This window comes from Eubacterium sp. AM05-23 (genome assembly GCF_003477535.1).
GTDB classification, from domain to species: domain Bacteria; phylum Bacillota; class Clostridia; order Eubacteriales; family Eubacteriaceae; genus Eubacterium; species Eubacterium maltosivorans.
On sequence record NZ_QUDF01000003.1, the window covers coordinates 266,969 to 281,966 of the forward strand.

Here is a 14,998-nt window from a genome sequence, read left to right on the forward strand (position 1 = left end):
CGTTTTTGTCCGTTGTGGGATTAAAAAAGCGCATAAGATTCTCATGCCTCAGACTTTTTTAATTGCTCCATAAGCTCAGTCATGCTTTTGCCAAGCACGGGATGGATGTACCAGGGAGCGATTTCTGCCATGGGTTCCAGTACAAAAAGCCGATCCTGAATTCTGGGGTGTGGAAGGGTAATATGCGGATGGTCGCAGATAAGTCTGTCATAAAATAAAATGTCAAGATCCAGTGTGCGTGGTCCCCAGTGGATAACACGTTGGCGTTTCAGGCGTTTTTCCGTCTCCAGCAGCAGCGTCATGAGATCTGCGGGGGACAGGGTTGTTTTTATTTCTATAACGCCGTTTAAAAAAGCATCTTGATCGGCATATCCCCACGGTTCAGTTTCGATGATGCTGGACTGACAAACCAGGCGGATATCGTTTCGGTTCGTTAGTGAAGTAATGGCGGTCTGAATATTTTTTTCTCGGTCACCGAGGTTTGAGCCAAAGGCAATGAAAGCGCGGTGCCAGCTTCGGCTGATTTCGATGGCGGCGTAATCAAGAGGCTTATGGATGGGCGCCCAAGGCTTTTTCACCAGGACGGTTACGCCCTGTACCAGATCATAGCGGCTTAAAATATAATCTGCCAGCTTTTCTCCGGCAGTTTCGATGAGATCATAGCTTTCTCGTTGGAATTCCGTCTCGATTTCTGCGCTGAGCTCACCGTAGTTTACAGATTTGGACAGGTCGCCGGTAACAGCTGCGGCATGCATATCCAATTCAAGGGTAACGGAAATGACAAATTTTTGTCCCAGTCTTTTTTCTTCCTCGAACACACCGTGGTTGGCAAAGACCTCGAGGTCTTTAATATAAAGCTTATCCATAACTAGCCTCTCATGATAGCCGCGGTCATCAGTGCAGCGCGTCGGTTTTCGAGGACATCATGCACTCGGATAATGGAGCATCCCTTCATCACCCCTACAACAGTGGTGGCCATAGTTCCCTCCAGGCGTTGGTCTACCGGCAGGTCAAGGGTATTGCCGATAAAGCTCTTCCGTGAAGTGCCGAGAAGCACAGGATATCCCAGCTTTTGAAGGTCCTCCAGATGGTGCATGACGGTCAGGTTGTCATCACTTGTTTTAGCAAAACCAATGCCGGGATCAAGTATAATGGCGTCTTTTGAAACGCCAGCCTTCAGGGCGATATCAATGGATTCTTGAAGATCAATAAGCATATCCGCCATTAAATCGGTGTAGTCTGTATTTGTGCGGTTGTGCATCAGGCAGCAGGGAACTTGGTATTTTGCTGTTACCTCAGCCAGATGTGGTTCCCGTTTAAAGCCCCAGACATCATTGATAAGGTCTGCGCCGGCTTCGATGGCGGCTTCGCCGACCTTTGCCTTGTAAGTGTCGACAGATATGGGAATATCAAAGCGTTTTCTGATAGCTTTGATCATAGGGATAACGCGGTTCAGTTCATCTTCTTCGCCAAGAGGGGTATGGGAAGGTCTTGTGGATTCACCGCCGATGTCGATAATGTCGGCACCGGCTTCAATCATTTCCTCTGCGTGACGCAGCGCCTGATCCTGAGAATCAAAACGCCCGCCGTCTGAAAAAGAATCAGGCGTAACATTTAAAATTCCCATTATATACACATGGTTTTTTAAATCAAAATCTTTATTGCCAATTTTCATTTTGTCTCCTTGAGGTTAATAGGTGATTTCTAAATTTTTCTTTTCATTGTTCCAGTTACACTCTTCCTGAGCAGCACAGCCATAGCAGGCCCGGGATTTTTTATCGGCCTGATAAAAAACCGCATTAAAGCCCTGGGTACCAGCAGTGCGGTGAGACAGGATCGCTTCTAAAATAACCGACTGATCTTCTGAGGAAAAGTCCAGATGTCTGAGAAGGCCAACGGCAAGATCGTGAGAAGCCCGTTCGTGGGGGGTCCCGTTTTCGTACTGGACAAAACGTCCGATATCATGCAGCAGAGCAGTCGTATAAATAAGATCTCGATTCAGGCTCAGGCCCTCTTCATTCGCAATGACAGCCGCGATTCTGGCAACATCCAGAAAGTGAGCCAGATTATGACGGCAGAGACGGCGGTCTTTTTCATGAGCTTCGATTCGTTGCAGATAATCCTGGTATTCTGGAAGATTCAGTAGTCGGTTGGTCTGGGTGAGTTTTGAGCTCATGCTCGTATTCCTAGAAGATTGTAGACGTCGTTTTTCAGGCTGGCGTCTGTTTTTAAGATACCATCGCTCATGGCGGTTACGGTCTTTGTGCCGGGACGCTTGACACCGCGCATGTTCATGCAGAGATGTTCGGCTTCAATAATGACCATTACGCCCTGGGCGTTTAGATACTCCATGATGGCGCTGCCGATTTCTGAGGTCAGTTTTTCTTGAAGCTGGGGTTTCTTCGCGTAAACATCTACAGTCCTCACCAGCTTTGAGAGGCCGGCAACTTTACCATTTGGTACATAGGCGATGTGCACCTTTCCGTAGAAAGGCAGAAAATGGTGTTCACACATGGAATAGAAAGGAATGTCCCGTTCAATGACAAGATCATTGGACTCGATGGTAAAAGATTTTGACAGGTGTTCTTCGGCTGTTTGCCCGATACCAGCAAAGATTTCTTCATACATTCTCGCAATACGGTCGGGTGTGTCTACAAGGCCCTCACGCTGGGGATCTTCGCCGATGGCTTCAATCAGCATAGTAACAGCTTCCATAATTTTTTCTTTGTTCATTTGTGTTCCTCCAATATTGAACGCTATAAATTATTAAAAATAAACACAAAAAGCACTGCTCGGTAAAAAGAGCAGTGCTTCCGCAACCTACAATCCCCATCGTAGGGCACAGCGGAAGCGATAAGACACCGCAATGACCTATTTTCGTTTAAAGGCAACTTCCCATCCTTTAACACTTCACGCGTCTTATCTACTCTGTTTATCATTAATTGTGTCTATCTTACCACTATTGCAATAGGTTTTCAATGATAAGATTTAGAAATATAAAAAGAGCTGTTTTTACACAGCTCCTGAAACCTATTTTTTTACAAATTTTGGCAATACCTTCAGTAATCCCACTAAGGCGATTGTGTAAAGTGGTATCAAGAAAATATTGGTGATAATCCGCGCGGGTAAAAGCACGGTTACTGCCTGACCATACAAAATGGTTAAAAACCAGGTGTTCAAAATAATGGAAGTTATCAGTTGGGTCACACTGACGATGAACAGAATATAGTCGCTTCGGTATTCTCCGAGCACCTCGGAACGCCTGACCGTGATGATGGGAAAGATCACAAAGCCGACCATTAAAGCAATAAACAACACTAAAACAAATGGATTCAGTGGTTCACCGGCATAGTAGATTGTGCTGTTTTCAAAGCTGAACAATCCGGTTAATACTAGAACACCAACAGACAACACGATAAAACCAAGGTTAAACCATTCCAGATGCTTGATCTCCTTTTTCCTTAACAGCATCCACAGCAGGCCGGGAATCAACCCTGTCAGGCCGCTGGCAACCGTGAAACCGAGAAAGAATGGACCGCCGGGCTTGATAAAAAAGCACAGCAGATCGGAAATAAAGCCGACGATAAAACCAGCGAGTGGCCCCAATAAAATGCCGGAAAGCATAATTGGGAGAGATGTCAGATTGATTCTGAGGGATGGAAAACCACCCAGAGGAATATACATCTCGAATAAAATTTTCAGCACAATGCTGATGGCAATAAGCAAACCACAATTGACGACCAGTTTCGTACGGGTGGTGCCACGGGATAAAGCATTACTTTTCATGAGAACCTCCTTCAATTTCTGAAAGTAATGCTTCCGCACGCCTACAACTATTGTATCCCGGAGGATAAGACTTGCCTGCATCTGTAGGACAGCCAGGCTCCCTGCGGACAGGGTTGTTGATTTGTACAAGCGGAAGCGACAAGGTACCGCAATGACCTATTTTCGTTTAAAGGCAACTTCCCATCCTTTAACACTTTACGCACCTTGTCTACTCTTTGTATTGATTAGCCCCATCATAGCACAGGTTTATATATTGTGCAATGATTTTTAAGGGTATTATTTAAACACTTACGATGGGGAAAAACGGCTGGTTATGCAGTTTTCAGGCAGGTAGAGAAAAGATTGTTTTTTATGTAAAGGTCTGTTGGGTAAATAAAGAGTATCACAATAAAAAAAGCGGGTCTACCAATTTGGTAAATCCGCCCTGCTTTTTAATGGAGCTGAAGAGGGGAATCGAACCCCTGACCTATTGATTACGAATCAATTGCGCTACCATCTGTGCCACTTCAGCTTAAGATTTCAGCTCTCATATGATAACACAATGGAGCTGTTTTGGCAATCCTTTATTTTCAATATCTGAGCTGCTTTTAAAAAAAAATGAATCCAGCGGCAATGCCTGGGTATATGCTTAAGATATAAAGTGAAAAAATGGAAAAGGGGTTTAAAAAATGAATTACTTACAGTTGCTTGAACACTCAGAAAAGGAAAGAAACGACGCGCTTCTGTCTTTGGATTTGAACCGAATTAAGGTTTATTGTATAAAATTTGGGCTATTTATTCCAGATAATGATAATGTCTTTTGAGAAAGTGTACATAAAGCGGTCTTGCAGATAAGAGACGCAGACGTTGAGCAAAGAGAAAAGTCCAGAAGATGTCTCAGAGAAAACGGCGCTTCACTTGAATGTAGTTTTATGCCTTGAACAAAAGCTGTATCAAGTGAAGGTCGGCTAGACCTCTCAGTTATTGAACAGCGAGATCCATTGAACTAGAATCGAAACATAGTATAGCGAAATGAGTGGAGCAAGTCAAGTGAATAAATCAAAAAATCATTGTTTATAAAACCAGTAAAGTCATAAAAGGATTGAAGTCAATAATTTTAATTCCCTGCAACGTATTTGAGGTGGTTCAGGATAAATATTTCCGGAGAGATTCCCGTCTTTTTATTGATAAAGAGCGGCTAAAGTGGTAAAATAAGTCTATAAATGTATTGAATGATATAGAATGAGGTGGAAAAAGGATGGATGCTTACGCAGCAGAGAAAATTGCGACAAGAAAGTTTATAGAGCATATAGGACAGGAGTTCCTTCGTCAGAATACGAAGAATATGACTTCCAGCTCTGAAACGATAGGAAATATTTTTAAAATCACTTGGAAAATGGATGATGTAAACGCCGATGAGGTTTTGACAACAGGCGACGAAAAGAATGAAACGCAGTTTGTCAGTATAACTGTTGATATGGAAAACGGCGAGGTCCAGGTAGTAGAGGATACAACAACCGAATAAAAAGGTCCCGGTTCGCCGGGATTTTTTCAGGTATAAACAGACAGGAGAAAACGATGCTGAAAAATGACTATTTGATGGAAATGATTGGAGCTATGTGCCGGGCGGTCAGTGAAATAATTTTCAAGCGGTCAAAAAAAGAATATGCAGAGTGCCACTCATTGGCCAATGACCAGTATCAAAGCCTTCTGGGCATGTCGCTTGATATGATTCTCAGTCTGCCATCGGAAACCGTTTTTGATCTGCTTGGAAACTTTGGAGAGGTCGAGCCTAAAAAGGTACTGACTCTTGTGGATCTTCTAAAAGAGGACAGCGAGGTTTTCAGGGCAGAAGCGAACGACGCCACCGCAGACGCCATCCGTGAAAAATGCGAGGATCTTTTAAATCTGCTGGATCGTTACGACCTGGACGATGAGGCTCTGGCTGAGTTGGACAAACGTATGGTGGATTTTGGGATTGACTGATAAAGAAAAGGCTTGTTATTTTAAAGATTTTGGGGTAATATTATTTTAAAGTATTTCAATGGCGAAAGCTTGAGGAAATACTTTTTTTATATTTTGTTTGGAGGAAAACAGAATGGAAAAAAAACCTAAAATAGGGGTACTACCCCTTTATGATACAAAACAGGCAAGCAAATGGAACAGCATCTGGATTTTTCCGGGATATTTAAATGGTATTCTGGAGGCCTCAGGGATGCCCTTTGTGTTGCCGCTTTTAGAGGACGAAGCGGATATCCGCGCGCTTGTAAATGAGTTTGACGGTTTTTTGTTTACTGGCGGACAGGATGTGGATCCAACGCTTTACAATCAGGAAATGACCGAATACTGCAATGAGGTTTCGCCAGAACGGGATTATATGGAGGCGATTTTGTTTGATGAGGTTCGAAAACAGGACAAAGCCCTCTTTGGTGTTTGCCGCGGCCTTCAGTTTTTTAATGTGGCTCTGGGCGGCACACTCTATCAGGATTTAGTAGCACAGAAAAAGGACATGGAACCTATACAGCATGCCCAGAAAACAGAATTTGTTTTTCCAGTGCACGATATTGAGATTAAAGAAGGCAGTAAGCTGTTTGAAATTATTGGTGAAAAAACAATTCGCGTCAACAGCATGCACCATCAGGGAATCGCAGAGCTTTCTCCGCAGCTGGAGGCGACAGCGCGTGCAAAAGATGGGCTGGTGGAAGCCGTTGAGATACCAGATATGACTTATGGTCTGGCAATTCAGTGGCATCCCGAGTTCCTGTGGCCTAAGCGCGCATACGAGCGTGATTTATTTAAAGCCTTTGTGAAGGCGGCGAGAAAGCAGGCATAATAAAAAGACGTATCCGATACCGGATGCGTCTTTTTAAGTTACCGGTTGTGTCTTTTGTAGAGAATACCAATGATGACGACGGCGATGATGACAATGGCTGCAACCACTGCAACCGAAGTCCCGGTAATGGAAGCGGCAGATTTTACCGTGGTAAAATGAATTTCCACAGGCGTTTGCAAGTGCTCTCCAGTTGTTGAGGTCAGAGAGGTACCGACCTTTATGATATATTCCTGATTGTTTTTTAAATTATCCTTTGGATTGATTCGAATCGTTCCCCAATCCTCGGGATCAATCAGATCATCGGATAAGACAATGTCTGCATCTACCTGTTTGCCTTCACTCCAAAGGGTTACGGCGTTCTCATTTGTTTCTCTTACGGCTGTGTTGACCACATTCTGATTGAAGGATACAGAAATTTCTGTGAAAGGTTGTACATCTGTGGCGCCATCCTGTGGGACGCTGGAGGTCAGCGTTAGGGGACTGCCAACCGCCCCCTCATTAAGAGCAGGGTCTCCGGCCGGCGTTTCGGCCAGAATCGGATTGAAACTGCTCATTAGCAGGATGGAGAGAATTGCAGTAAGGCTTGTTTTTAAATATTTATTTTTCATTATTACGGCTCCTTGATTTTACATAAGATACAATAACAATTACCCAAAATTCTTAAATAAAAAACGATTTTCCCATGTCTGTGTTATAATGGTTCAGAAAAGCGATAAAAATTTTAGAAGGGAGCCAGTTTTTGAAAAAAGAAAAGAGAGAAAAAAATGCAAGTGAGCCAACCAAAAAAAGCCGTGGCAAGTTTTTTTTGTATATACTGCTTCGTGTTTTAGTCGTTGCGGTTATGATTGCCCAAATCTGGAATCAAAATTGGAACAATGTTTTTCTATGCGTGCTGACATTAATTTTATTTATGATTCCCAGCTTTGTGGATAAGCAGCTTCACATTGAAATGCCGACAACTCTTGAAATTATTATTATATTATTTATTTTTTCAGCGGAAATTTTAGGTGAGATTCAGGAATATTATCTGATTTTTGACCATTGGGATGCGATGCTGCACACTATAAACGGTTTTTTAATGGCAGCTATTGGCTTTTCATTGATTGATATTTTAAATCAGAATGAAAATTTCAGCATGAGTCTTTCACCGGTTTTTGTAGCCGTTTTTGCATTCTGCTTTTCAATGACCATTGGCGTGCTCTGGGAGTTTTTTGAATTTGGAGCCGATTGGTTTTTCCAAACCGATATGCAAAAAGATACGATTATTCACAGTATCAGCTCCGTGATCTTTAATCCTGAAGGAAAAAATGTTGCGGTAACCATCCCAATCGAAAGCATTGTTGTCAATGGACAGACCTGGAATTATGGTGGCTACATCGATATTGGGCTGGTGGACACGATGTCCGATTTATTCGTTAATTTTATCGGCGCTGTTGTCTTCTCGATCTTTGGTTTGTTTTATATCAAGGGCCGTGGAAAGGGGACCTTCGTAAAGCGTTTTATGCCAAAGCTCAAGAAGAAACAGTTGGAAGAAAATGCGGAAACAGAAGCGTCTGAGAATTTGAGTGACTCTGAGAATAACGCTAAAGAGTAGAACAGAGAGGCGTTGCGAAAGGCGGCGTCTCCCTCTGTTTAATTGAATTTGGACGTTTCTTAGAACTAATTTGTTAATAAAATAACTTGACAATTATTGATGAAAATGGTATTATTGTTTACAGTTAATGAAAACGTTTTTGAAACGCAGGATATAAGGTGGAATCAAGGGGGATACCATCTTCGGAAATGATATCTGGATGAACGTTTTCTTAATGGGGAAAATGAAGGGGAGTTAGATGCCTGGTACAAGGGGGTGCCAGGTATCTTTGTTTTTTGATAAAATTTACCGGAGGATAGCGATAATTCACACGAATAGAAAGGGTATAATATAGAAAGAACATATAAAATAAACAAGGAGCATGATAAAATGCTTGTTTTAGTTGTATCTGCTTTATTATTCAGCCTTTCGTCCAATCTTGACAACATTGTAGTTGGTCTGGCCTTTGGGATTAAAAAAATTCATCTTGACGCAGTCTCGAATCTGACTGTCGCTGTTATTACGACAACAGGAACGGTCATCGCTATGCTCTTTGGCAAATGGCTGTCCGGATATTTGCCAGATCGTATAGGAAATGAGTTGGGTGCCGGGATTATTATACTGTTGGGGATTTATTTTGTCATACAGGGAATCATCAAGCTTTTAAAGGAGAAAAAGTCAGGCAGCTATGCTATGAAAAGCACGGATGAAATGGCAGAGAAGATGGACGCATCGGTTCGTGATAAGTCCCATATTCGATACCGTGAAATTGTGACCGTGGCACTTGGACTGACCTTTAACAATTTAGGAACAGGGATAGCGGCCAGTATTACCGGTGTCAATATCGTCTTGACAGCAGTGTGTACTTTTATGATAAGCCTTATCGCTTTATGGTTGGGTTCACGACTTGGAGGACGCGTAGTTGGTCCGCTTTTAGGGGATTACGCGCCGGCTGTCTCCGGTGTGTTATTGGTTATCTTAGGTTTAATTGAAATGTTCTGGTAAATATGAATAAACTTCTTGTTATTTTGGTGCACTTAGGATAGAATAAGAAAGACAAATGAGTTGATGCCCGGGGAGCTTTTGCTGAGATTGGATTGAATCCTAAACCCGTTTTACCTGATGCGGTGTAACGCCGTCGTAGGGAGGACAAGTTGAGCCAAGCAGCGTACCCGTGGGTGCGCTTTTTTTGTTGAAAAACTGAAAAAGTTAAGGAGAAAATATGGAGCTGTACACAACTCAAATGGATGCCGCACGCCGTGGCATTGAAACGGAAGCAATGAAGCGTGTCGCGGAATATGAAAACATGCCCTTAGACACTTTAATGGGCTTGGTGGCAAAGGGACAGGTAGCTATACCGGCCAACAAGAACCACCGCTGTCTGACGCCCTATGGGGTCGGCAGTGCATTAAAGACAAAAATTAACGTCAATCTTGGGACATCCAGAGACTGTCTGAATTTGGATGTGGAAATGGAAAAGGTAAGAAGTGCTGTCGACATGGGAGCAGAAGCCATTATGGACCTGAGTTCCTTTGGGGATACACGTAAGTTTAGACGCAAGCTGACAGAGAGCTGTCCGGCCATGCTCGGCACTGTGCCGATCTATGACGCCGTCGTGTATTACAACAAGCCGCTTCAGGAAATTACCCCTCAGGAATGGATTGATGTTGTGCGGATGCATGCAGAGGACGGCGTTGATTTTTTGACGCTGCATTGCGGAATCAACCGTTCAACCGCGGACCGCTTCAAGAATAACGGCCGCCTGATGAACATCGTATCCCGCGGAGGTTCACTGATTTTTGCCTGGATGGAAATGACCGGCAATGAAAATCCGTTCTTTGAGTTTTATGATGAGATTTTGGAAATCTGCCAGGAACATGATGTTACCATCAGTCTTGGCGATGCCTGTAGACCTGGCTGTATTGCAGACGCCGGTGATATTTCGCAGATTTCTGAGCTGGTAACCCTTGGAGAGCTGACACAGCGCGCATGGGATAAGAATGTCCAGATTATTGTTGAAGGACCTGGACATATGCCGCTTAACCAGATTCAGGCCAATATGGAAATTCAGCAGACAATCTGTAAAGGCGCACCTTTTTATGTGCTGGGACCACTGGTAACAGACATCGCGCCAGGCTATGACCACATTACTTCGGCCATTGGCGGCGCCATCGCAGCTACCTATGGGGCATCCTTTCTGTGTTATGTCACGCCGGCTGAGCATTTGAGACTGCCAGACGTCGATGACGTTAAAGAAGGTATCATCGCGTCAAAAATTGCGGCTCATGCAGCGGATATTGCTAAGGGACTGCCGGGAGCAGCCGACTGGGATTATCAGATGGGCGTTGCAAGACGCGAGCTTGACTGGGATAAAATGTTTGACCTGGCCATTGATCCTGAAAAGGCAAAACGTTACCGCGCAGAATCAACACCAGAGAACCAGGATACCTGTACCATGTGCGGGAAGATGTGTTCAGTGAGAAATATGAACAAGGTCTTAAACGGCGAGCATGTGGATATTATGGAAGACACAGTGAAGTGCCCTTCCGATAAATAAACAGCGCGCGCAGGTGACTGGTTCGGCTTAAAAGGTCGGCTTTCACCTGCGCTTTATTTTTAGAGGAGAAAAGATGATTCGATTAAACGAAAATTTTGTCAATATTTTTGAAAATACTCAGAGAAAACCACAACTGGTTCATAACATCACCAACTATGTCACCGTCAACGACTGCGCGAATATTCTTTTGGCGATGGGGTCTTCCCCGATCATGGCGGATGATATTAAAGAGGTAGAGGAGATTACCACGATTTGCAGCGCGCTGGTACTCAATATCGGAACACTGAACAGCCGGACTGTCGAATCGATGATCGCGGCTGGAAAAAAAGCCAATGAACTGGGGCATCCTGTGGTACTGGACCCTGTGGGGGCAGGCGCTTCAAAGCTCAGAACAGAAACAACCCACCGGCTGTTGAAGGAAGTGAAGTTTTCTGTTATCCGGGGCAATATTTCTGAGATTAAGACAGTCTATGCCGGAGCGGGTACAACAAAAGGCGTTGACGCCGACGTTAAAGATGCCGTGACGGCTGAGACACTGGACGCGACCATCGCTCTGGCTAAAGAGCTGGCCGAAAGAACAGGCGCGGTCATTGCGATTACAGGAGCCATGGATATCATCGCAGATGCCCAAAAGGCCTATGTGGTAAAAAATGGCCATCGAGATATGTCTAAGATTACCGGTACTGGCTGTATGCTCAGCGCCATGACAGCAGCCTATGTGGCGGCCAATCCGGAAAAGGTCTTGGAAGCGGCTGTCTGCGCGGTAGCCAGCATGGGAATTGCCGGTGAGCTGGCTTCACGCCAGGTCACAAATAATCAGCTGGGTACAGGAAGCCTGAGAACCTTAATCATTGATAATATCAGCACTATGACAGGAAATACCATTGAAACCTACGCAAAAATTACCTTGATTCCATGAGGTGAAAAAGCTAAAATAATGTTATAAAATATTTCAATCGGGTATAAAATAAACAGGAAAAGTGAAAGCTGAAATTTGACTGTCAAATTAGGAGAATTATGAAAAACAATGTGAAAAAAGAAGACATGCTGCTCTATATCGTTACAGACCGTTCCTGGCTTGGAGAAAGTACTCTTGAGGAAGAGGTTTGTGCTGCGATAGAAGGCGGCGCGACCTTTCTTCAGATCAGGGAAAAGGATATGGCACGCCAAGATTTTGTTGGCGAAGCCCGGAGCCTGAAGGGACTGGCGGAGGCGGCAGGTATCCCCTATGTGATCAACGATGACGTGGACATCGCTTTGGAAGTGGATGCGGACGGTGTGCACATTGGTCAAAGCGATGGTGCTGTAGCGGAGGCCCGCAGAAAGATTGGTCCGGATAAAATTCTGGGTGTGTCTGCGCAAACCCTTGAACAGGCTTTGGCCGCAGAGAAGGACGGCGCAGATTATCTTGGTGTAGGGGCTGTTTTCTCAACTTCTACGAAAACAGATGCGAAGGAGGTTTCTTTCGAGACGCTTAAGAGCATTTGCGGCAGTGTGAAAATCCCTGTGGTTGCTATTGGTGGCATCAATGAAGAAAATCTGTTGGAGCTTTCTGGCTCAAAGGTTGATGGCGTTGCGGTTATTTCAGCTGTGTTTGCCCAGCCGGATACGCGGGCGGCGGCACAGAAAATTCGAAAATTATCTGAAAAGATGGTGAAATCAAATGATTAAGGCATTGACAATTGCAGGCTCCGATTGCAGCGGAGGCGCGGGTATACAGGCAGATATCAAAACTTTTACGGCTTATGGTGTTTATGGTATGAGTGTTATTACAGCCATAACAGCACAAAATACGACAGGCGTATTCGGTGTGGAAGATATCTCTGAAAAAATGGTAGAAGCCCAGATGGATGCAGTCTTTACGGATATTGTGCCAGATGCGGTAAAAATAGGGATGGTCTCGTCTGAAGCGATTATCCATGCTATTTCCAAAAAGCTGAAGGAATATACGCCCTCAAATATTGTATTGGACCCGGTTATGGTTTCTACGAGCGGTGACGCACTTTTTGACAGGGCCGCCCAGTCGGTTTTAATTAATGAACTGATGCCGCTGGCGGATTTGATCACTCCGAATATTTCGGAAGCTGAAATTTTGTCAGGTATTCCCATTCAAACCAAAAACGATATGATCCGCGCTGCCCGTGATATTGCAGGTTATTATAAAGGGGCAATATTGATAAAAGGCGGACATTTGGAGGATCGGGCAGATGATTTGTTTTATTATGAAGGCTTTGGTTACTGGCTTCCAGAAGAAAAGGTCGATAATCCCAATACTCATGGCACAGGCTGTACGCTGTCCTCTGCGATTGCCGCAAGTCTGGCACAGGGTGCCACGATGATGGATGCTGTTAAGAATGCAAAAGCCTATGTGCATGGCGCAATCGTAGATGGCCTTGACCTTGGAAAAGGAAACGGACCCCTGAATCATTTGTATCAATTGAAGAATTAATTTTGTCTAACCCCCTCTGGGGGTTTTCTTAATTTGCTTGTAAAAACTTGAAAAAGGTGTTACACTGGAAATAACCCCTGGAGGGGGTTATGGAGGTGCATCATGTTTCATTTGAAAATGAACAGAAATGACCTGAAGGTCATTGGTGTATTAGCGTTGCCGGTAATGGCGGAGACAATATTACAGACTTTTTTGGGAACAGTTGATACCCTTTTTGCAGGGCAGATTTCAGACGAAGCCATTGCGGCAGTTGGCGTAACGAACCTGATTGTCAACATCTTTATTGCGTTTTTTACAGCAGTCAGTGTTGGCACACTGGCTGTTATCGGCAGATATGTTGGCCGTAGTGATACGGAAAAGGGTAACAGGGCGCTTCAGCAATCTGTTTTGCTCAGTCTTTTTATCGGTCTCAGTGTCGGAGTGCTGAATTTACTGCTTTACAGGCCGATTCTTGAGATTTCCGGTGCCGGTGAAGGCATTTTGGTTTATGCCATACCCTATTACATGGTCGTGGTCGTTCCCATTGTGTTCTTATGTCTTTCATTGGTTTTATCCAGCTGTTTGAGGGCTACAAAGGATAATATTACGCCAATGGCCGCTACAGGGATAGCCAATGTACTGAACATTCTTTTAAATGTTTTTTTTATAAAGCTTGGGTTTGGTATCATGGGACTGGCGCTTGCAACCACACTGTCGCGTGTTTTTGGCGTCGGCCTGCTGCTTGCTCGGCTGGCAAGAGGAAACGGTTTTTTAAGGCTGCCGATTAAGGGGTGGGATATTGATATGGAGATGATCCGGTCGATTTTGCGCATTGGCGTCCCCGCTGGTGGAGAAAAGCTTATCATGCGTGCCGGCCAGTTGGTGTATGGCGCCATGATTTTGTCTATCGGCGGAGAAGCCTATGTGGCCCACAATATTGCAGGGACCATTGAAAACTATACCTATATCCCTTCCATGGGGTTTGGTGTGGCGGCGGCAACGCTGGTCGGCATTGGCTTAGGAGAAAACAATCCAGAGAAGGCACGCCGGATGGCGTTGATGTCCAATACACTCTCAACCATCTTTATGGTGTCGGTGGGGATCGTGATTTTTATTTTTGCACCGTTTTTTGCGGCAGCTTTCAGTTCAACGCCAGAGGTTCAGGCGCTTACGGTAACAGTTCTGCGGATGATCGCGCTTTTTCAGCCCTGCAGTGCCCTCACCCAAGTCATTGAGAGTGCGCTTCAGGGAGCTGGCGATACGCGGTATCCCATGTTTTTGACGCTGTTTGGCATCTGGGGAATAAGGGTCTGTGTCGGTTATTTTCTTGGCATTATCTGCGGCTTTGGCCTGGTAGGTGTGTGGACTGCTTATATTATTGATATCTCCGTGCGTGGTTTTTTACTGCTTCGGCGTTTTAATGGTGGTAAATGGCAGATGGTTGCTATATAATACAAGTAAAAGAACAAGGTGAACAGGAGAAAAATAAAATGGCAGCTAAGCATGAACATGAGCATGAAAACCGTAGGGCGGTGCTTAACCGGATGTCCCGCGCCATTGGCCATATGGAATCCGTAAAAAGGATGGTGGAGGAAGGAAGAGACTGCAGTGAAATTCTGATACAGGTCTCTGCGGTGAAATCCGCTATAAACAATATAGGTAAGTTAATTTTAAAGGATCATATCAGCCACTGTGTCGTCGATGCTGTTGAGGAAAACAATCTGGAAGTTCTGGAAGAATTAAATGACGCGATTGATAAGTTTATAAAATAATAATATTTAAAGAATTTTATGATATTCTAAAAAATGAAGACCTTCTATAGTGTTCTTTTGGTTTACGGAC

General features: G+C 44.3%; 17 protein-coding genes, 1 tRNA gene and 3 riboswitches. Of the genes, 11 read left to right on the forward strand and 7 right to left on the reverse strand.

Annotated elements, in window-relative coordinates; all coding sequences use genetic code 11:
* Window positions 1-41: 41 nt before the first annotated feature.
* From folK to DW091_RS05230, 6 genes are all read right to left on the reverse strand, one after another.
* Entirely contained in the window at window positions 42-866 is an 825-nt protein-coding gene (gene folK / locus DW091_RS05205; RefSeq protein ID WP_058693911.1) for a 2-amino-4-hydroxy-6-hydroxymethyldihydropteridine diphosphokinase, read from the reverse strand.
* Window positions 867-868: 2 nt separating this feature from the next.
* Complete coding sequence (gene folP / locus DW091_RS05210; RefSeq protein WP_118517565.1) at window positions 869-1,675, reverse strand: dihydropteroate synthase; 807 nt, start codon at window positions 1,673-1,675, stop codon at window positions 869-871.
* A 15-nt stretch (window positions 1,676-1,690) separates the two neighbouring features.
* On the reverse strand, window positions 1,691-2,176 hold the full coding sequence (locus DW091_RS05215; protein ID WP_058693913.1) for an HD domain-containing protein: 486 nt from the start codon (window positions 2,174-2,176) through the stop codon (window positions 1,691-1,693).
* Window positions 2,173-2,733, reverse strand: coding sequence for a GTP cyclohydrolase I FolE (gene folE / locus DW091_RS05220; protein ID WP_074617226.1), 561 nt, complete (start codon window positions 2,731-2,733; stop codon window positions 2,173-2,175). The genes DW091_RS05215 and folE overlap by 4 nt, the downstream gene beginning before the upstream one ends.
* 107 nt (window positions 2,734-2,840) lie before the next feature.
* Window positions 2,841-2,933, reverse strand: a riboswitch (THF riboswitch).
* A gap of 97 nt (window positions 2,934-3,030) precedes the next feature.
* The gene (locus DW091_RS05225) at window positions 3,031-3,786 is read right to left on the reverse strand and encodes a folate family ECF transporter S component (RefSeq protein ID WP_038352668.1); all 756 of its coding nucleotides are present in this window, start codon (window positions 3,784-3,786) and stop codon (window positions 3,031-3,033) included.
* A 126-nt stretch (window positions 3,787-3,912) separates the two neighbouring features.
* Window positions 3,913-4,004: riboswitch (THF riboswitch) on the reverse strand.
* Between the two features lie 217 nt (window positions 4,005-4,221).
* Window positions 4,222-4,297, reverse strand: a tRNA-Thr gene (locus DW091_RS05230).
* A 726-nt stretch (window positions 4,298-5,023) separates the two neighbouring features.
* Between DW091_RS05230 and DW091_RS05235 the strand changes: the two genes are divergently transcribed.
* From DW091_RS05235 to DW091_RS05245, 3 genes are all read left to right on the forward strand, one after another.
* On the forward strand, window positions 5,024-5,290 hold the full coding sequence (locus DW091_RS05235; RefSeq protein ID WP_058693915.1) for a hypothetical protein: 267 nt from the start codon (window positions 5,024-5,026) through the stop codon (window positions 5,288-5,290).
* A gap of 53 nt (window positions 5,291-5,343) precedes the next feature.
* Window positions 5,344-5,751: a hypothetical protein gene (locus DW091_RS05240; protein WP_074617227.1), complete on the forward strand. Its 408-nt coding sequence runs from the start codon at window positions 5,344-5,346 to the stop codon at window positions 5,749-5,751.
* 112 nt (window positions 5,752-5,863) lie between these two features.
* Window positions 5,864-6,598 (forward strand): gamma-glutamyl-gamma-aminobutyrate hydrolase family protein, encoded by a 735-nt coding sequence (locus DW091_RS05245; protein WP_074617228.1) that lies wholly within the window; start codon window positions 5,864-5,866, stop codon window positions 6,596-6,598.
* A 38-nt stretch (window positions 6,599-6,636) separates the two neighbouring features.
* Here the strand turns inward: DW091_RS05245 and DW091_RS05250 are convergent, their stop codons facing one another.
* On the reverse strand, window positions 6,637-7,206 hold the full coding sequence (locus DW091_RS05250) for an Ig-like domain-containing protein (RefSeq protein WP_058693917.1): 570 nt from the start codon (window positions 7,204-7,206) through the stop codon (window positions 6,637-6,639).
* A gap of 131 nt (window positions 7,207-7,337) precedes the next feature.
* Here DW091_RS05250 and DW091_RS05255 point away from each other — a divergent pair, with 131 nt between their 5' ends.
* The 8 genes from DW091_RS05255 to DW091_RS05290 all read left to right on the forward strand — a co-directional run bounded on the left by DW091_RS05255 (window position 7,338) and on the right by DW091_RS05290 (window position 14,928).
* Window positions 7,338-8,192 (forward strand): hypothetical protein, encoded by an 855-nt coding sequence (locus DW091_RS05255; RefSeq protein WP_096919960.1) that lies wholly within the window; start codon window positions 7,338-7,340, stop codon window positions 8,190-8,192.
* 369 nt (window positions 8,193-8,561) lie between these two features.
* A complete protein-coding gene (locus DW091_RS05260; protein WP_074617230.1) occupies window positions 8,562-9,176 on the forward strand; it encodes a manganese efflux pump in 615 nt (204 codons plus the stop codon).
* A gap of 58 nt (window positions 9,177-9,234) precedes the next feature.
* Window positions 9,235-9,335: riboswitch (TPP riboswitch) on the forward strand.
* Between the two features lie 58 nt (window positions 9,336-9,393).
* Complete coding sequence (gene thiC / locus DW091_RS05265) at window positions 9,394-10,728, forward strand: phosphomethylpyrimidine synthase ThiC (RefSeq protein WP_096919961.1); 1,335 nt, start codon at window positions 9,394-9,396, stop codon at window positions 10,726-10,728.
* A 73-nt stretch (window positions 10,729-10,801) separates the two neighbouring features.
* Entirely contained in the window at window positions 10,802-11,647 is an 846-nt protein-coding gene (gene thiM / locus DW091_RS05270) for a hydroxyethylthiazole kinase (RefSeq protein WP_118517566.1), read from the forward strand.
* A gap of 98 nt (window positions 11,648-11,745) precedes the next feature.
* A complete protein-coding gene (gene thiE, locus DW091_RS05275) occupies window positions 11,746-12,399 on the forward strand; it encodes a thiamine phosphate synthase (protein WP_074617232.1) in 654 nt (217 codons plus the stop codon).
* Window positions 12,392-13,177: a bifunctional hydroxymethylpyrimidine kinase/phosphomethylpyrimidine kinase gene (gene thiD, locus DW091_RS05280; protein WP_074617233.1), complete on the forward strand. Its 786-nt coding sequence runs from the start codon at window positions 12,392-12,394 to the stop codon at window positions 13,175-13,177. Before thiE ends, thiD begins: the two co-directional genes overlap by 8 nt.
* 102 nt (window positions 13,178-13,279) lie before the next feature.
* Window positions 13,280-14,608: an MATE family efflux transporter gene (locus DW091_RS05285; protein WP_118517567.1), complete on the forward strand. Its 1,329-nt coding sequence runs from the start codon at window positions 13,280-13,282 to the stop codon at window positions 14,606-14,608.
* A 38-nt stretch (window positions 14,609-14,646) separates the two neighbouring features.
* Window positions 14,647-14,928, forward strand: coding sequence for a metal-sensing transcriptional repressor (locus DW091_RS05290; RefSeq protein ID WP_058693925.1), 282 nt, complete (start codon window positions 14,647-14,649; stop codon window positions 14,926-14,928).
* The last annotated feature ends 70 nt before the right edge of the window (window positions 14,929-14,998 follow it).